Annotated in this window: 17 protein-coding genes; 5 read left to right on the top strand and 12 right to left on the bottom strand. The window is 38.2% G+C overall.

The window, feature by feature from the left end; genetic code table 11:
• Positions 1-6: 6 nt before the first annotated feature.
• Positions 7-1,032, bottom strand: a complete 1,026-nt coding sequence (locus tag H9L23_RS03130) for a threonine aldolase family protein (protein ID WP_187593630.1) — start codon at positions 1,030-1,032, stop codon at positions 7-9.
• A 220-nt stretch (positions 1,033-1,252) separates the two neighbouring features.
• Here H9L23_RS03130 and H9L23_RS03125 point away from each other — a divergent pair, with 220 nt between their 5' ends.
• Positions 1,253-2,113, top strand: a complete 861-nt coding sequence (locus tag H9L23_RS03125; RefSeq protein WP_025144558.1) for an N-acetylglucosamine kinase — start codon at positions 1,253-1,255, stop codon at positions 2,111-2,113.
• Between the two features lie 182 nt (positions 2,114-2,295).
• Here the strand turns inward: H9L23_RS03125 and H9L23_RS03120 are convergent, their stop codons facing one another.
• Positions 2,296-2,985 (bottom strand): NUDIX hydrolase, encoded by a 690-nt coding sequence (locus H9L23_RS03120; RefSeq protein ID WP_187593629.1) that lies wholly within the window; start codon positions 2,983-2,985, stop codon positions 2,296-2,298.
• A gap of 111 nt (positions 2,986-3,096) precedes the next feature.
• On the opposite strand from H9L23_RS03120, the gene pfkA reads away from it, so the two are divergent.
• From pfkA to gap, 3 genes are read left to right on the top strand one after another with little or no spacing between them, the layout of a single operon-like run.
• On the top strand, positions 3,097-4,083 hold the full coding sequence (gene pfkA / locus H9L23_RS03115; protein ID WP_187593628.1) for a 6-phosphofructokinase: 987 nt from the start codon (positions 3,097-3,099) through the stop codon (positions 4,081-4,083).
• 1 nt (position 4,084) lies between these two features.
• Positions 4,085-4,927, top strand: coding sequence for a hypothetical protein (locus H9L23_RS03110; RefSeq protein WP_187593627.1), 843 nt, complete (start codon positions 4,085-4,087; stop codon positions 4,925-4,927).
• An 8-nt stretch (positions 4,928-4,935) separates the two neighbouring features.
• Complete coding sequence (gene gap, locus H9L23_RS03105; protein WP_025144555.1) at positions 4,936-5,934, top strand: type I glyceraldehyde-3-phosphate dehydrogenase; 999 nt, start codon at positions 4,936-4,938, stop codon at positions 5,932-5,934.
• Between the two features lie 614 nt (positions 5,935-6,548).
• Here the strand turns inward: gap and H9L23_RS03100 are convergent.
• The 3 genes from H9L23_RS03100 to H9L23_RS03090 form a co-directional block, all read right to left on the bottom strand.
• Complete coding sequence (locus tag H9L23_RS03100) at positions 6,549-7,658, bottom strand: hypothetical protein (RefSeq protein ID WP_187593626.1); 1,110 nt, start codon at positions 7,656-7,658, stop codon at positions 6,549-6,551.
• Positions 7,636-9,201, bottom strand: a complete 1,566-nt coding sequence (locus H9L23_RS03095; protein ID WP_187593625.1) for a DNA methyltransferase — start codon at positions 9,199-9,201, stop codon at positions 7,636-7,638. Before H9L23_RS03095 ends, H9L23_RS03100 begins: the two co-directional genes overlap by 23 nt.
• Before the next feature lie 176 nt (positions 9,202-9,377).
• Positions 9,378-10,127, bottom strand: a complete 750-nt coding sequence (locus H9L23_RS03090; RefSeq protein ID WP_187593624.1) for a DeoR/GlpR family DNA-binding transcription regulator — start codon at positions 10,125-10,127, stop codon at positions 9,378-9,380.
• Between the two features lie 96 nt (positions 10,128-10,223).
• Here H9L23_RS03090 and H9L23_RS03085 point away from each other — a divergent pair, with 96 nt between their 5' ends.
• Positions 10,224-10,775 (top strand): 5' nucleotidase, NT5C type, encoded by a 552-nt coding sequence (locus tag H9L23_RS03085; protein WP_187593623.1) that lies wholly within the window; start codon positions 10,224-10,226, stop codon positions 10,773-10,775.
• 181 nt (positions 10,776-10,956) lie between these two features.
• On the opposite strand, the gene H9L23_RS03080 is transcribed toward H9L23_RS03085, so the two are convergent.
• The 7 genes from H9L23_RS03080 to H9L23_RS03050 all read right to left on the bottom strand — a co-directional run bounded on the left by H9L23_RS03080 (position 10,957) and on the right by H9L23_RS03050 (position 18,348).
• A complete protein-coding gene (locus H9L23_RS03080; RefSeq protein WP_187593622.1) occupies positions 10,957-12,327 on the bottom strand; it encodes a glycine-rich domain-containing protein in 1,371 nt (456 codons plus the stop codon).
• Between the two features lie 136 nt (positions 12,328-12,463).
• The gene (locus tag H9L23_RS03075; protein WP_187593621.1) at positions 12,464-13,072 is read right to left on the bottom strand and encodes a Crp/Fnr family transcriptional regulator; all 609 of its coding nucleotides are present in this window, start codon (positions 13,070-13,072) and stop codon (positions 12,464-12,466) included.
• 99 nt (positions 13,073-13,171) lie between these two features.
• On the bottom strand, positions 13,172-13,486 hold the full coding sequence (locus H9L23_RS03070; RefSeq protein ID WP_187593620.1) for an RNA polymerase sigma factor: 315 nt from the start codon (positions 13,484-13,486) through the stop codon (positions 13,172-13,174).
• Between the two features lie 100 nt (positions 13,487-13,586).
• Positions 13,587-14,564, bottom strand: a complete 978-nt coding sequence (locus H9L23_RS03065; RefSeq protein WP_187593619.1) for a PorP/SprF family type IX secretion system membrane protein — start codon at positions 14,562-14,564, stop codon at positions 13,587-13,589.
• 16 nt (positions 14,565-14,580) lie between these two features.
• Positions 14,581-15,495 carry a T9SS type B sorting domain-containing protein gene (locus tag H9L23_RS03060; RefSeq protein WP_187593618.1) on the bottom strand — a complete coding sequence of 305 codons (915 nt, stop codon included), beginning with the start codon at positions 15,493-15,495 and terminating at the stop codon, positions 14,581-14,583.
• Between the two features lie 69 nt (positions 15,496-15,564).
• Positions 15,565-16,254 (bottom strand): hypothetical protein, encoded by a 690-nt coding sequence (locus H9L23_RS03055; protein WP_187593617.1) that lies wholly within the window; start codon positions 16,252-16,254, stop codon positions 15,565-15,567.
• Positions 16,255-16,281: 27 nt separating this feature from the next.
• Entirely contained in the window at positions 16,282-18,348 is a 2,067-nt protein-coding gene (locus H9L23_RS03050) for an immunoglobulin domain-containing protein (RefSeq protein ID WP_187593616.1), read from the bottom strand.
• Between the last annotated feature and the right edge of the window lie 226 nt (positions 18,349-18,574).

Raw genomic sequence — 18,574 nt, 5'->3', positions numbered from 1 at the left:
CTCTATCTAAGACAAATGTAATATTATTTCAATAGCCTGATCGATCATTTCAGCGCTTAAATCCAGATGAGTAACCAAACGGACGGTACTCGCGCTGGTGGTATTGCAATGCAATCCTTTTTCCTTTAACTGGTTTACAATTTTCTCTGCTGATCCTTTTTCTACTTCGAAGATTACGATGTTGGTTTCTACCGGCATAACCGATTTTACATATTTTGCTGTTGCTAATGCATTGGCCAGAGCCTTTGCATGGGCGTGATCTTCCTTTAAACGTATTACGTGGTTATCAAGCGCATAAATACCGGCAGCAGCCAAAAATCCAGCCTGACGCATACCTCCACCAAAAGCTTTTCTGATTTTTCGTGCTTTATGGATCATCTGTTTGGTTCCCAAAAGCACAGAACCAACCGGTGCACCCAGGCCTTTAGATAAGCAAACCGAAATACCATCGAAGTATTTGCCATACTCATCTGCATGATCACCGGTTGCTGCAAGCGCATTAAAAATACGCGCACCATCTAAATGCAGTTTTAACCCTTTTATATTACAAAGGTGGTGGATTGGTGCAATCTGCGATAAAGTATAACAGCTTCCGCCGCCTTTATTTACTGTATTTTCTAAAACCACCAAACTGGAGTTCGGGTAATGGATATTATCTTCATTGATTTCAGGCTCGATCAACTCGGGGGTTAAGATGCCGCGTTCGCCATGCAACAACCTTACCGATGCTGCGGAATGATAGGCAATGCCACCGATTTCGTAACGGTAAACATGCGCAGTCTGATCGCAAATCACCTCGTCCATGGGCTGTGTAAAACACTTGATTGCAATCTGGTTGGTCATCGTTCCCGACGGACAAAATAATCCGGCTTCCATATTAAAAGTTGAGGCCAGTTTTGTCTCCAATGCATGCACCGTTTCATCTTCCCCAAAAACATCATCGCCCACTTTTGCAGTCATCATGGCATCCAACATTCCGGCTGTTGGTTTGGTTACGGTGTCACTCCTGAAATCTAAAAATCTGTTATTCATTTCGCTATCGGATTGTAAAATATTCTTGATGTTAAAAAAAAAGACCAATGCCTTTTCTGGTATAATTTTAAGGTTTTTCGTCGATTAAACGCCGTATATAGTGTATTTTTTACACACTTAATTTCCGACAACAACAAATTGTTAAAAAATTATTAAAAAAAAGGATACAAAATATAAGAGTTTTTATACTTTTATCGTGCTAAAACCAAAAATAAATAAAATGATAGTAATTGCAGACGGCGGATCTACCAAAACAAATTGGTGCTTGATTAACGAGGCCGGCAGAAAAATTTACTTTAACACCGAAGGTTACAATCCATATTTTTCCAAAGGAGAGTACATTGTAAAGTCTTTGAATGAGACTCTTCCAGACCACTTGGAAAGAGAAAAATTAACAGCAGTTTATTACTACGGTGCAGGTTGTTCTACGCCAGCAAATGTAAAGATTGTGGCTGATGCCATGCAACAGATTTTTACCAATGCAACCATTTTTGTAGGTCATGATTTACTTGCCTCTTCGAGGGCGCTTCTTGGAAACGAGCCAGGATTTGCCGCTATCTTAGGTACAGGTACAAATTCATGTTTATATGATGGTACAGAAATTACCATGAACATCGATTCATTGGGATATTTTTTAGGTGATGAAGGCAGTGGTTCGTACATCGGTAAACGTATTTTGAGCGATTACATGAAAGGTTACATGCCAAAAGGTTTACGTGAAGCTTTTTACGACAACTATGCTTTAACCAACGAAGATATTTTCGATAACATTTACAATAAGCCATTGCCAAACCGTTTCTGCGCAAGCTTCAGTAAATTTTTATACGATTTTAAAGATAATTACGAGGATTACGCTTTCGCAACCATCGATTATGCCTTTACTGCATTTTTCGAAGCTTTGGTAATCCACTACCCTAACTACAAAGACCACAAATTAAACTGTGTGGGTTCTGTAGGTTATAGTTTCCGTGATATTTTAAGTATAGTAGCCGACCGTTATGAAATGGGCGTGGGTAAAATTATCCGCTCACCTATAGATGACCTGGTACATTATCACTTAGAATTAGCGCCGAAGGCATAGTCTTCAGTCCTAAGTCTGGAGTCTTTAGTCCAGAGTGGTATAAAATATATGAGCAAAAAAAATCCCGGTTTGAAATCAAACCGGGATTTTTCTATTTATAAAAGGCCATATTGCTTTTGTCTTGAGTCTTTCAGCGCTCCTCTATCTTATCTCTCAAATCTAACATCTCAAATCTCAACCCGCTAAAAAGAAATCTCCTTACCAAAAAGCTTCGCATATTTACGTTTATCAAAGCGGTACAAAGTAGCCGCGCGGTACGATACACCTTTTTGTTTTTCGTCGAGCTCTTTTAATACCCCAAAACTTACAATCTTTTTTCTGAAGTTCCGCTTATCCAGTTTTTTGCCCAAAACCAGTTCATAAACATGTTGTAGCTGGGTTAAGGTAAATTTTTCAGGCAGGAGTTCGAAAGCAATCGGCTGGTGTTTAATCCGGCGTTTTATTTTTTCTAAACCTTTGTCGTAAATTTTTTGATGATCGAAAGCCAGTTTAGGCAGATCGGTAATCGGCAACCAGTTGGCGCGTTTGGCGTAGGTACTGATCGGGCGCAACTCTTTATCGCCGCCCAAACGGATCAACGCATAATACGCCAGGGTGATAACCCGACCCTGCGGGTGCCTGTTCGGATCGCCAAAAGCATAATACTGCTCCATAAAAATACCGCGCAAACCGGTAAGTTCGTACAAAATCCGTGAGGCTGATTGATCTAAACTTTCATCAGGACCAACAATGTTACCGGGCAGTGCCCACCAATCTTTAAACGGTTCTTCATTCCTTTCAATAAGTAAGATTTTTAGTTCCTTACCATCAAATCCAAACAAAACGCAATCTATCGAGAATACAGAATCTAAATGTGGTAAAATTTGTTCCAAAGTAAAATTTAGTTATTTTAAGCAGATAAAGGTATGACTTTCAATATTAAGTAAAAAAAATAAAATAAATTACTTAGTGTAAAAAATACACACTATATTCGTATTATAAAGATGGAGCCAAATATAAAAAATATAGCTGTACTAACTTCTGGAGGCGACGCCCCAGGAATGAATGCTGCAATTAGAGCTGTTGTTCGTACCGGAATTTACCATGGCATTAATATGTTCGGGGTAATGCAGGGTTACCAGGGTCTAATAACCGACAACATAAAACCAATGGACGCCCGTTCTGTAAGTAATATTTTACACCTGGGTGGTACCATATTAAAAACTGCACGCTGTTTAGAATTTAAAACAGACGAAGGTCAGCAGATTGCTTATAACAATTTAAAGAAAAACGATATCGACGGTTTAGTGGTGATTGGCGGTGACGGAACCTTTACCGGTGCCAAACGATTTTCTGAAACTTTCGGCGTTAAAGTGATCGGCATACCAGGAACGATTGATAACGATTTGGTTGGATCTGATTTTACTTTGGGTTACGATACCGCAATTAATACCGTAATCGAAGCAATTGATAAGATCAGGGATACTGCTGATGCGCATGACCGTTTATTCTTTATTGAAGTAATGGGCCGCGACTCAGGATGTATCGCTTTAAGAAGTTCGATTGCCAGTGGTGCCGAAGCGGTGCTTTTGCCTGAAAGGGAAACCAGCGTAACCGAATTAATCAATAAACTGGCTTTGGGCGCGGCGACAAAAAAATCTTCGAGTATTGTTATCGTAGCCGAAGGACATAAACAGGGCGGCGCTTATGATATTGCCAAAAAGGTAAAAGAAACTTTTGATCATTACGACACTAAAGTAACCATACTTGGCCACCTGCAACGTGGCGGTAGCCCAAGCAGTTTCGACAGAATTTTAGGCAGTCGTTTAGGTTTTGCGGCAGTAAATGCGTTAATTGCAGGCGAAACGGAACAAATGGTAGGTTTAAAAGGAAACGAAATAAAATTAACCAGTATAAGAGAGGCTTTAACAGCTCACTCCTTTAAACTCGAACCCGATTTAATGGAAATGACAGAGGTACTTTCAATATAATATGATAGCAGTTGTTTATAGCGGATCAAAAACAGCATTCTGGAAAATAACCCAAAATGGACAGGTAGTGGCACATTGCAATACTACCGGCTTAAACCCTTGCTTTGTTGATCCGAAAACGATTTTACAGATTCTAAATAAAAAAGTCGCCCTGGTTAACAATGCCGAAAACATTAAAAAGATTTATTTCTTTGCGGCCGGGGCTTCATCAGCAGACAGAAAAGAGGAATTGGCTAAAACCCTTTCTTCATTTTTCAAATACAGCAAAATTGTTGTAGAAAATGATCTTTTCGGGGCAGCCAAAGCCGCTTGTTACAATCAGCCAGGTATTGTAGGCATGTTGGGCAGTGGTGCACATTGCGCTTACTTCGACGGAAAAAAACCGGTGAACAACAACTTTGGATTAGGTTACATCCTTGGCGATGAAGGCTCTTCGAATTATTTTGGAAAAATACTCCTGAAAGAATTTTTAAGCCATAAAATGCCAAAGGATATTGAAGCCAAATTTACGTTAACACACAACCTGGACCGCCCTCAGATATTAGAACGTATTTATAATAAGCCACAGGCGAATATATTTTTAACCTCATTTTTCGATTTCATCACCCAGAACAGCAAACACGAATATATCTGTAAACTGATTGATGAGGGTTTTGAAAAATACTTCGAAACCTATATTTTACCAACGGTTGAAAAACATAAAATGCGTGAGGTGCATATAGTAGGTAAAGTAGCAGCCGAACTTGAAGACCGCTTAAGGTTTATAGCTGGCAAATACGACCTAAAAATAAAAAGCATTATTAAAGAACCAATACAAAATTTATTAAAACATTACACTAATTAACAAAAACAATGAGCAAAATTGGAATAAACGGCTTTGGCCGTATTGGCAGACTGGTTTTCAGAGCTGCATTAAAAAGAGGATTAGATATCGTTGCGATCAATGATTTGATCGAGCCTGATTATATGGCATACATGTTGAAATATGATACAACCCACGGTAAATTTGATGGTACCATCGAGGTTGTTGACGGTAACTTAGTGGTTAATGGCAAAACAATCCGTGTAACTGCTGAAAGAAACCCGGCTGATCTAAAATGGGATGCTGTAGGTGTTGAAGTAGTAATCGAATCAACAGGTTTATTCTTGACCCGTGCTGATGCTGAAAAACACATCGCCGCAGGTGCTAAAAAAGTAGTTTTCTCTGCTCCTGCAAAAGATAGCGATATCCCTACTTATGTAATGGGCGTTAACCACCATAAATTAACTGCAGATCAAACTATCGTTTCTAATGCATCTTGCACCACAAACTGTTTAGCTCCTATTGCTAAAGTTTTAAATGATAACTTCGGTATCGTTGAAGGTTTAATGAGCACAATCCACGCGGTAACTGCAACTCAAAAAACAGTTGATGGTCCATCGGCTAAAGATTGGAGAGGTGGCCGTGGTGGTTTCTCTAACATTATCCCTTCTTCTACCGGTGCTGCCAAAGCAGTAGGTATGGTTCTACCTGAATTAAAAGGTAAATTAACTGGTATGTCTTTCCGTGTTCCTGTTGCTGACGTTTCTGTTGTAGATTTAACTGCACGTTTAGAAAAACCAGCTACTTATGAGCAAATCAAAGCAGCTATGAAAGCAGCTTCAGAAGGTGAGTTAAAAGGCGTATTGGCTTATACTGAAGACGAAGTTGTTTCTTCTGACTTCATCGGTGACGACCACGCATCTATTTTTGATGCAAAAGCAGGTATCTCATTGAACGATAATTTCGTTAAAGTGGTATCTTGGTACGATAACGAATGGGGATATTCTTCTGCATTGGCTAAATTCGTAGAATATTACGCGAGTTTGTAACAAAAAAAGTGCATTAAGCGCTTTTACAACATATTTAAAAGGCAACATTATTCATTTAATGTTGCCTTTTTGTTTTAAACATGTTTTTCACCTATAAATTACATTTCAATTTAAGCCTTAAAAATATTTTTTATTAAAAAAATCACTCACAAAACAGTTTTATCAACCTAAAAAACCGCAAAAACACCTTAAAAAATTGACTAAAGTCATTTTACACCAAAAAATTGACACGATTTAACTATATCGTATTATAAATTGACAATATTTAACAATTATTTAACATATTTTTGAGTTATCTTTGTAATACAGTCGTTTTAAACACCTAAATCTTCCAGAAAAAGATCAGTAAATAAAAAATGACAAAAAAAATACTTAAATTTTTCTTAGTGTATTTTTTACACTATCAAATTTTTTACTATATTTGTAGAGTAATAAACGGAACGATGTTTATCACCATTAAAAAAGATAAATCATTTTCTTGAAAAACCCCGGTTTAGATAGAAGATTAAAGACAAAGCCTGGCTCATAACAGGTTTATATTTGGTTAGAAAAAAGAGACAAGTCTGGATAGATTGTCTCTTTTCTTATTTAAGGGAAATATTAATATAGTTTACTTATTCTGAATACTTAATAAACAATATGTCAGATTTACATTTAAAAGTCTGCTGAGTTTTACCCCAATAGAACTCTGTATCAAGCCCTGCCAAATTAAAGGCTATATTGTTTAAGTGTTCATTGACTTTTTTTCTTAGGAAAGGAATATTCCTTTTCAACTTCCAGCTATTTGCGACATCCGTTTCATCAGTCAACACCAAAAAGAACCTGTTTGAAGCATCAAACCTTGCCTCTCCTTGATTTTCATAAAGCCAAATTTTCAGTTCTTTTGGATTTGCTTCAGCCTCGGAAATAATTTCTTGTTTATGTTGCTTTAAATCTGAAATAAATTGCTTCGCATCATCTCTTTGATCTTCTGATAATTTATTATAAAGATGCTGTTTAAGCATTTTATCCGTTAAATCATCTGGAATAAATATTTTTAATCTTTTGCAAACTTGCTTTAATCTAGTAAGCTCTACACCAAAACCTTTCAATTTAAGTTTTTGAGCAAATAATTCCTCCGGGAAATAAGTTACTTTTAAATCAAATGGTATATCATTAATAAAAAAATCAATCTTTTTAATTAAACCAACGGTTGGTAAAACGTTATGATGATCCTTGAATAAATCTTCAATTAAAATAGAAGTCCAGTGGTTACACCAAGAATTCAACGTATATCCTCTTAAACTAGTTAATATACGTCCTTCTATTTCATCATTAATCTCGGTGTAAGATTTAATTTTTTTCACATAGTTATTCACTATATTTTTCTCCAGGCTATTTCCAAACGACCCTCCCCAATCAAATTGTTGTAACCTACTTAGCTGATCTATTAAATAATCTTCATTTAAAGATCTTGCTTTTCTTTCTTGCTTATACTTATGAGCAATAAATGAATCTATATCTTTATTAGTAACATTTGACATTTCGAATAAATGAGAGAAATAATGTTTAGATTGTATAGTTGAAATATCAATCCCGCGCAATCTGCAAAGCTCTTCAATCGCCTCGTTTCGCGACATACTTCTCAACTTTAGGAATCTAACTCCTCTGTTATCATTTTCTATACTTGGGAAATCATTGTTTCTGAAATATGCATCTAATTCAGCAAAGCTCAAGTTTGTCATTCAATATCCATTTATTATTATCATTAAAACCAAAGTTCTTAATCAGTATTTCAAGTAAATCAGTATTTCCAACAACGATTTTTCGAGAAAATATTATTTTCATAATTCTTAAAAAGATCTCATTGGTATCGAGCGATTCTTTCATTAACCAATCTTCAATTTCTCTTTTAAAAAACTCTTCAATTTGATTCTCGTCCATTATTATTGATTCTATGCAAGGTGATTTTTGCAAAGTAACCAACACGTCCCCCTTTATGCTTTTGGATCTGTTAATTTGTCGTGGAGTAAAAGTTTTTTGTACCAGCCAATTAAAATCAACCATTTCAAATCCATTTTCAATGCAAGCATTTGTAATTGCTTTCCATTCCAAACCCGATAGAGAATGATAAGTTAAAGAAAAATATCCTCCCAATTTCAACACTCTCCTAATTTCAGAAAATGCCTTTTTAACTTCAATTTCAAATACCGAAGTATTTTTACCTCTTGATTTAGCATCTGATATGACAATTTCTTCATTATAATTTGGAGAAAACTTTAACCAGGAATTCCATATAATACTTTGTTCGAAATAGGGAACCGCATCTCCATAAGGCGGATCTGTAAAAACATAATCGATAGAATCACTTGCAATATTTAGAGCCTTGGCGTCAAATTGCGTTATATAATAGGATTGATTTTTTTTTTCAAAAAGTTCTTTTTCAAAAAAATTCAAGTAATCTTTTTTTCCTTTAACAACTTTAGTAAATCTATTTTCAAAATACTGAAGAACATTATTCTCCAGATAGGTTTCTCCAATATAAAAACCAGTCATCCAAGCCCCCTGCGACATATCGCCCCGGGTTTTTATTGGAGGAACCAATTTTGAACAATTAGCCAGATTAGCGGTAAAGGCCAATCTAAATAATTCTTTTTCATTTCCTGTGGATTTACTTTCTATCAGACTCAAAAGTCTTGCATGGCAAGCAAGGGTTCTTTTTGTAAATAATCCTGCAACAGTCATTCCTTTTTTAGCTGAAATTCTCGAATTCTCAATCAACTCTACAGATGGATACCAGTCACTTATTACTTGTTCGTTTTCAAATTTCAAATAATCCTCAACTTGTTTCTTGGTTAATGTTATCTCCTGAGTTTTTTTATTACCTCCAACTTTGAATCTTGCTTTTATTGGAATATCATTATTGTCGCGTAAAATATTAATTAATTGAACTTTTTCAGCCTCTAAATCCAATTGATACCAATTATTAACAAATGGAATAAGTTCTTCCTTAATAATATCCCACTCTTTTTTTAACTTTTTTAAGTCAATATCCCTGTTTAGTAATTGACGGTTAATAAAATTAGCAATTGGGTTTAAATCATTTGAAATGACATTTCTATTTAACAAAAATGCTTCACACGAAAATACCCCATATCCCGAAAATGGATCTAAAACACTATCCCCTTCAGCAGAAAATTTCTCTATCAACACCTTTAAGTTACTTGAAGGCTTTTTTCCCCAGTACTTGTGCATTTCATACCTATCTCGCTTCTGCTTCTCTATCATTTTATTTCTTACTCATTTGTTTGATTTCACAAAGATCGTCTTAAGTTCGGAGATAATTCTCAAATCTAAACTTCACTATTATACTATTTATTAACAGTTCTGCGTATTCCAAATAGCCACTCAACATTATTTCCGTTAATATAATAAAATAACAATAACTATAGAATTAGCGTTATTTAAACCACTTCGATCCCCAAATGCTTATAAGGTGCTAAAGCAGCATCATTAGCATCGGTTTCGGTAATGATTACATCTACATCGGTAACCGGGCAAACATAATAAGGCTCTACCGTATTTATTTTTTCGAGTGCCGAAAGCGCTATGGTTTTCTGCGCCTGGTTAATTATAATGTTGTTTAACTGGGCATCTTCATAACTAATGGATGTAATGCCCATGCTGTGGTGCAAACTGCAAATCCCCAACATACAGATATCGGCCCTCACTTTCTTAAAAGTATCGATGGTTTCCTGTCCCATAGTGGTAAATGCAGTTTTGTGCAATCTTCCACCGGCAAATATCACTTCTGCACCAGGATGATCTTCTAAAATATTAGCTACCGGAAAGCTGTTGGTAATGATGGTAATCTTTAAATCTTTTGGCAATACCGCGGCAAGTGCAACTACCGAAGTACCACCATCAAAAAATACTACCTGGCCATCTTTCAGAAACTGCAAAGCCTTGTTGGCAATGACTTGCTTATGCTGCTGGTTGTATTTTTCCCTATCCCTGTAGTGCTGTGGTATAGGAGAGCGGGAAATTGCACCGCCGCGAACTGCACGGAGCAGCCCTTGCGAATCGAGCTCTTTAATGTCGCGGCGCACGGTATCCTCTGATACATTCAACAATGCACTTAACCCATCCAGTCTTACCTTACTGTCTTTTTCAAGGGTATCTATGATGATTTGTAGTCGCTCTTCCTTTACCATATTACTGCAATATATTGCAAATATAAAAATTTAAATCAATTAAAATTTGCAATATATTGCAATATTAAATATTTTTGTTGCAAAATACAGCAAACTATGAAAAAGACAATAGGCATTGATATGGATGGCGTTCTCGCCGACATAGAAGATCATATACTTCAGACCTACCAGGCAGAAACAGGCATTTCGCTTACCCGAAACGATATAAAAGGCAAATCGGAGGAAGAACTTTTTCCTGATAGGGCAATGGTAATGAAGATCTGTAATAGAACGGGCTTTTTCAGGAACCTGCCGGTTATGGAAGGTGCTGTTGAAGCCGTAAAAAAACTAATGGAAGACTACGAGATCTATATCGTTTCGGCCGCCATGGAATTTCCCTTATCGCTTTTCGAAAAACACGAATGGCTGGCAGAGCATTTCCCTTTCATCAGCTGGAAGAACATCATCTTATGCGGCGACAAAAGCATTATAGATACTGATTACTTAATTGATGATCATTGCAAAAACCTCGATTTCTGTAAAGGCAAACCTTTAATGTTTACGGCATTCCATAATGTAGAAAAAGATCATCACCAGCGGATTAACCACTGGAACGAGGTACCAGCTCTGCTGAAGCAACTGGAAGAGGAAAACCTGACATTGGCATAATGGCTGTTATCAAAATAAAAAAGGATGTAGCCACTGGCTACACCCTCTATCTAAATTAACGCTCTCAACTATGAAGTTGATATAAGGCTCTCACCCCTTATGCCTACAATATTACTGCAGAAAGATTAAGATTTGATGAAGATTTTAATTTATTGAAAATTTGTTAAAGATTTTTTTTTGGTTAATCACCACCGCAGCCTCCACAACTTCCGCAAGAGCTTCCGCAGGACGAGCCACATGAACCGCCTCCACTCCCGCCATCGCCTCCTGCATAAACAGTGCTACTTCTTTGGTAATTTACCAGAGGGATCAGGCTTGCAGTTAATACCGCCGAACCATACAAAAAATAATCCCAACGCCAATCTTGTTCTTCTTTTATTGCGGGCAAAATGGTTTCTTTATACAGATCGGGCATTGTGCGGCTAAAAAACTGCTGATTGAGTTTATATAGATAATTAACAGCAAAAACAATTAAAAGCGCCAATAAAACTGCCACCTGAAAAACAGGTTTACCCCTCGAAATACCAGTCGCCAATCGGATTAAAGGGAAAATTATCAGCGCCGCGAAAACGATAAAATTCAGGTAAAACAGTTTCGCAAACTGTAAAGATTGATTAAAACACCATCTCAACTGATCTATACTTCTGGCCGTGTTTCTAAAAATCGCCTTCGTTTGCAGCGATTGCAGCAATTGAGGATAAAAAAAACTGCCCCTATTTTTTAAAGTAGTAATTACCTGGAGCTGTTCTCCGGTAAGCCCCTCCTTTTCATCTGAAATACAAATCCGCCGACCTAAATCAACTCTTATCGCGCCAGAATGGATCAGTTCACTTACGGCCCCATTTATGACATCTTCCATTTTATGGCCTTTGAGATAAATAACTTCGAATGGCTTAAGATGGTATACAAATGATTGTTTGTCGAAGCTGTGCGCAATTTCTTTAAACCTGCTTTTTGTATATAAATGAATGATTACATAAGCCGCAAGCCACACCCCAACAAAACACAAAATAAAATTGGGATTATCAATATGAATATAAATTGGCTTGAGCAGGTAATAAAATGGGATGGAGAGTACTATGACTGCAAATATACCAAACAACGCAAAGAAACCAATTTTAACTTTTGCCGGCTCAAGACTCAAGCTATCCAACATTGTATCATAACGCCAAATACTTTCGGGCTGCTGGCCAAAATGATCGGTGTAAAGTTTTCGGGTTTGTTCGGCCGCTTTTTTAAATTGATCAAATTGTGCTTTGTTATGGGTTGATGGAATATGCTGGATGTTTTTACCCAATAAAACACAAAAATCAGCATAAGATTGGCTGAAAATAAGATGTTGGTGCCAAACTACATCAACAATGGCAGAAGGCGAAACCATTACCTCAGAAACAGCTGCCAGATACATAAACTTTTTGTATTCCAAAATGGCTTTTTCGGTAAAGTCTTTTATCCAGCGGTTTTCACTGGCCAACCTAACCGAAAAAGAATAATCGCCCCCTGGATTATCGAGATCAAATTGCAAGACCTTATTCCACAGCGCTTCGTTCATATTCAGTTTACGTTATTTTTCAAACTCCAGCCACTTCCCAATCTTTTTCCAAGGGATGGAAAGCAGCACAAGTAATAATTCAAGGATTATTTCCATATCATAAATATAATACTAAATAAGAATTTAATCAATACAACTATACCAATTCTTTTACCAACCTGCTACGGATCCTGCTCAGCGTTTCCAGGCGCATGCCTAAATAACTGGCAATACAGCGCAACGGGACCTTGGACACATCAAAAGAATTTAACTCCAGAAATTTTTCGTAGCGCCTTTCAGCTGAAGGGATACGGGCCAGGATTGATCGCTCTGAAGCAGCATGGTACTGGAGGGCCAGGATTTTCCGTCCGATTACATTGGTTTCCTGATGACTTGAATACAACTTATTTATAAATGTGCGTGGCATGGGTACCAGTTCAGAATTTTCGAGGGCTTGTAAATATTCAATTGAGGGCTGGATGTTTTCATCAGGATGCTGGATTGCACCGATAAATTCATTACCTAAACTGATCCAGGTGGTGATTTCTTTGCCATCATCTTTGATAAACCCTCTTACCAATCCACTTACCACAAAAAAAACGTCATCATTGTTGTCAATTGGTGAGAGAATGTACTTATTCTTTTTAACGAGGATGGGTTGAAGATTTTTTTCAATTTCCTGAATAAAACCCGGCGTTATCGGGTTTAAACTGCTGAAATAATTCAATACAGCGTTAACTAAAAATACCTTGCGGGATTCGAGCATACAATATAGGGATAGACTTTAGACCCTTAATAATAGCAAATCCAACTGGAACATAAAAATAAAACAGGCTATTGAGACGATTCTGCTGCCAAAAACTTATTATACGGTAGCTTTTTTAATGTTCTGCACCGCAAGCTGATTGATCCAGGTAAATATTTGTAGCTTGGTTTCGTCGTAATTGGCAAAAGATTGCCATACATCGCAAAAGGTTTGCGCCAAAATCGATTTTGCTTTTTCCTCATCGCTAACCTGCCTGATAATTGATCCGTAGATGGCCGCAGCATATTTTTGATAGAGCATTTTGAAAGCACTGGCATCATGAGCCCTTAATCTGCTGAAAAGGAATTCTTGATCGGATAGCCATACTTTGAGATTGGCATCTTGATCTATTACCCGATTAATTGACACATTCATGATAAATTGCTATTATAGACTTAACATGGAGACTATGGATTTGTTTACCCTTGAGCCCATCAATCAAACAACCCAAAAGAGTACACCTAAAAGTGCTAAACTAAAAGTAACACTTTGGCCTTCTGCTCTTTTTGGTAACAAGATAATACCCTACAGAAATTTCGTGCGAACCATAATCGTAGTTGCCCAGTTTATTCAAACTATAATCATATCCATAGCCAAGGCGCAGGTTTTGACGAACAAACAATTCGGTAATAAATCCAATGGCAGCACGATCACGAAGATTATTTTCTAAATTCTGTTTGGGATATATTTTAACGGATGTGCGATACACCGCCCCCAGCCAAAAGCGCTCTTTCACCAGTAAAAATGCATTTAAATCTAAAGAGGTTGGTCCATGGAGGTCATCTTTAATTAAAAAAGTGGGTTTAAATACAAATTCATCACTAAAGGGAAGTGCCAGACCGGAGCTTAAATAAAAATGAGGCTGTACCTTAACATTGAGCAGGTTATAATCAGTAAAAACAGATAAAGATTTGGACAAAAGATTATCTGCGGAGAAACCGATAAAAAATTTCTCGTTAGAATAATGGATGCCGGCACGAATATCGGGCATTACCTGACTAATGCTACCTGTGGGAATACGGTTGTCGCCTTGCTCAATCGGGTCGAGCAAATTTCCGTTCAAGCCGGTCTGAATCACCCCAACCCCTAAGCCAAAAGCGAGGATATTAGTTTCAGTACGATCTAACTTAATGCGGTAGGCGAAATTAGCCGAAGCATTTAGCGAACTTTGTGCACCGATCTTATCTTTAGTGATAATGGCCCCTATGCCCAGGCTTTCATCATTAATGGCTTCATCAGCAGAAACAGACAAGGTTTGCGGCGCACCTTTTACACCTGTCCACTGTGCCCGTGCGAATGCCTGGAGATAAAGTTCTTCCTTATACCCTGTATATGCCGGATTAATGTACATCCCGTTAAAAACATACTGACCAAACTGCGCGTTCTGCTGAGCATGCAATGTTGCACACCAAAAACAGCTAACAACAAAAATGATCTTTTTTAAACTTATCATATTAGCTTAATTGTGTTTACCTGATGATGGTGATATAACCCTTATACTCCAACCAATCGGCATTACCATTTTTCACCTTAACCACATAGAAATAAGTCCCATCACTTAATCCCGGAGCGGTCCAGTCATTTAGGTATTTGTTTGATTGATATACTGTACTCCCCCATCTATTGATTACCGTTACCTCGTTATATTCGAAAGATTGCAGATTTTCGAGATAAAATGTATCGTTTTTCCCATCCCCATTGGGTGTAAATACATTTGGTATCCTTAAACCTGAAATTTCTTTTAAATCGGTTGAAGTGTTGTTTGATAATTTTGGATCATTTTCGGTCGCCGTTACGGTTGCAGTATTGCTAACCATACCGGGCTGCTTAGCCCTTACATGCACTACGAGTTCTGCAAATTTTCCATTGCCTAAGAATGCTATCCCCCACTGGATAGTCCTTGTAACCGGATCATAAGCTGCTTCACCGTCTGTAGGTAGCGCCAGGCTTTCGAAAATGAGGTTATCAGGCAAAACATCCTTCACTTTAACAAGTGTAGCATCATCGGCACCATTGTTCCGCACATCCAGATAATAATCAAAAATCTGGTTACTGAGTACATTTTTGGTTTCCGAGCGTTTGGTGATTGCTACATCGGCTTGAGGAACACTGATCACCTCTACTTCTATCTCATCCGAAAGGTCGGATGTACATCCAAAACTATTGATTGCCGCGACTTTATAAACCCCTGCGGTAGCGGTAATGAGGTTCTGTTTGTTCTGACCAGGCACCAATACGCCATCTTTAAACCAGATGTACGTGGTAGCCCCTCCCGAATTTGCACGCAAAGAAACCGACGATCCTTTTTTGATCGTGATTTTCTGCCGCCCATTGGGTACGGTCTGGCTAAATGCTGTTATAAATGAAAATAACAGAAAAGCCATAAACAGGAAGGTATAAAACCTAAGCCTCATTTATAGATTTACAAATAGGAAAAAATGTGTTACCCGCAATTAAAAAGTAACTGCGCTGGCTGTTCCCGAAATCTGTGCAGGTGTGATGGTTGGTTTTGTTGGTTTGGCTGTTACCGTTACATCATGATCTACCGTTTGCGCGCAATATTTATTACCATTAATTACATAACCCACTTTTAAGCGGTATTTTGTAATACCCACCGTTGGCGAAACTGGTGTATAATCTTTTTGGGTTGCGCCAGTAATTGCAGTTTCAGTTGAACCTACTACAGTATACCATTGATAAGCTAAAGTGGTAATGGTTGGATCTTCCGGATTGGTAATACTTCCAAGCTGTGCGATTGGCGTTTCCACACAAAAATTAGCCGCGGCAAAATCAGGCACCAGTGGTTTAAGCACATAAACCGGGATTTCCTGCATATCCGATTCGCATGAACCTGCCGTGGTAGATTTTGAGCTTAAGTAATAATATCCGTTCTGTAAATTTGCCGCAGCAATTTGATTTCCACTTACTAAAGTAATTACTGTAGATGGTGTAGTGGTAGATGATGCACTAAACCTTACTATCCAATTTGAGCCAGCGGGAGGTGCAGGCAGGGTAAGATCGGAACCTTTGCAAAATAGGTTAACGCCTGTTGTGGTTGGCGTAATTTGCGCCGAAACGCGTAAAAAGTTACAGATCAGCAATAATGCAATTACGAATAAGCTTTTTTTAATGGTACTGTTCATGGGGATGGGGATTTTTAATTTGTTTAATTAATATTGTGATGTTATGGGCACCAACACATGCGGCGCTGGTGGTTTGGGGTTTATTTTAATGGTAAAATTGAGCTGAGTACTGCAGCCATCGGCATTTTTGATGGTGAGGATGCCTGAATGTATACGTGTTGCGGCATCAAAAGGCACCGTAAAAGGAATATTGCCTAAGGGTAAAGCCTGGTTGTTTATTGATGTAAATCCTGCTGTGCTCCAACTAATACTATAAGTTTCCGGACTGTTTACCGGATTGGTATAACTTAATGACGAGCTGGTGAAGCCCGAGCAAATTTCTGGCACTGGCCCTAATGTTAAATTAGGAGGAGATGCTACGGTTAAATTAAAATCGGTAAAATTTGAACAGATAGCTGGTCCGTCTGGAATGGTATACCTGATTATTGTTGAGCCGGCCCCAACGCCTGTTACCTCACCAGTATTAGCGTTTACAGTGGCAACGAGCGGATTAGCACTCGACCAGCTGCCTCCAGCATTTAAATTACTTAGCATAGTAACCGAACCGATACAGATTTTATTCGTACCTGTTGTAACACCTATCACAGCAATTGGCTTAACCTGAATAGCAAGCACTGCCCGGTTAGCGCTCACACAGCCCGTAACCTGATTTACTGCTTCAACATAATAAGTCGTATTTGCGGTAAGTACAGGCGTGGTATAAGTATTACCCGAATGTTTTAAATTACCAGCTGTAACAGCATCATACCAATTATATGTGATACCAGAAAGCGGGTTATCTACAGCAAGGTTTACCGCAGAACCACTACAAGAAACTGCGTTGGTAGCAGAAACCGTTGGCAGTGGATTAACCTTGATGGTTACTTTTACCCTTTCAGAAATGGATGAAATACAGTTGTTACGCCTCGATTCTACGTAATACACATAATCACCAACGGGCAATATACCTAAGCTATAAGTATTACCTGTAAACAAAGGAGTGGTAGTGGTTTTATCTGCATACCACTTATAAGTTGTACAATCTTGCAGATTACTGATAGATAAGATTGTGGCGCGACCAGAACATACGTTAGCACTATAAAGCTGTTGTCCATCAATTAAGGGTATAGGTTTGGGTATTACGTTGGTTACATTATAAATATGAAGTTCGGTCCCAATGGCCAGTAAACCGCCCCAGGAAATTTTTACCCGATCGAAAACAGTTGAAACCGGAAAGGAAACTTCGAATTTTGTCGTGTTTGGAATTGATTTAATGGTTACATTTCCATTGTTAAAAGCACCGCCAGCAAGGGCATCGCCTAAATAGGGCTGAATGGTAAAGCCACTAAACAGACTTAACCCTCCACCGCCATCATAAACTACTTTGATCGAATCGAGCGGTTGCCCCTGCCTGGCAAATATGGCAGTGAGATAAGCCTCATTGGCGGCCTGCAACCCGGTATTAATGGTAGCAAAAGTGGCGTAGGTAGGATCTGCGTCTATCGCTGCGTAAGGATTGCTAATTGAAGCAGTAGCATTTAACAGACCTGCGCCGTTAACTCCGGTTAATACATCGATACCCTTATCGCATTCGATATCCAATGGATTGTCTTCTAAAATATAAGCCCCGTATATTTCGGCTGATGCCCCGACTGAAATAACGGGCGCCGAAAATTTAACATAAACACCATTATACGCCTGAGTGGGGGTTAACGGGATTTCGATAGCACCTGCTCCATTTAATAGCCCTACTGTAGAGGCCGAGTAAAGTGAGGTTCTGGTGGCTACTTTTGTTGCGGTATTTAAACCAATAAAGGTACCTACCTCAATAGTTGCTGCCACTGCCAAAAAAGAAGACGGGATAGATACTTTTACAATCACTGGTGTAGTTGCCGGAAGCAATCTCTTGCCGTTGTGGGTACCATCAGTACTAAACTCCAGGTATTGTGTAATGGAAGAAGCGCCAAGCACATTATTTACAGATAAAGTAGATGCTGTTGCAGGATCCGTATCAACTGACTTCGTATTATTGCTGATAGATACCGAGCCTAGCCCCGCCGGAGCACTTTGTGAATCCTGAAAACTAGCATATACGCGGCTTTGATTCGTACACAATTGTGCATACAAAGGTCCAGAGAGGACCGATAAAAGTCCTAATAATAAGAATAGACAAAAAAACCGCTTCAATTTGTTTGGGAGAGCAAAATTTAGGGTTATCTTTTCGTTACGTAAAAACGGAGGAAACGGTTTTTAAAACGTTCATTTTATTTTTTTTGTAACTGCGACAAAACTAAATAACGCCTTTGTAACCCATGTTAAGAAAGCATGCTGTCACAAATAA

It is taken from the genome of Pedobacter roseus, from assembly GCF_014395225.1.
GTDB classification, from domain to species: Bacteria; Bacteroidota; Bacteroidia; order Sphingobacteriales; family Sphingobacteriaceae; genus Pedobacter; species Pedobacter roseus.
Note: the sequence above shows the minus strand (reverse complement) of the source record. Positions and strands in the feature narration are given on the sequence as shown.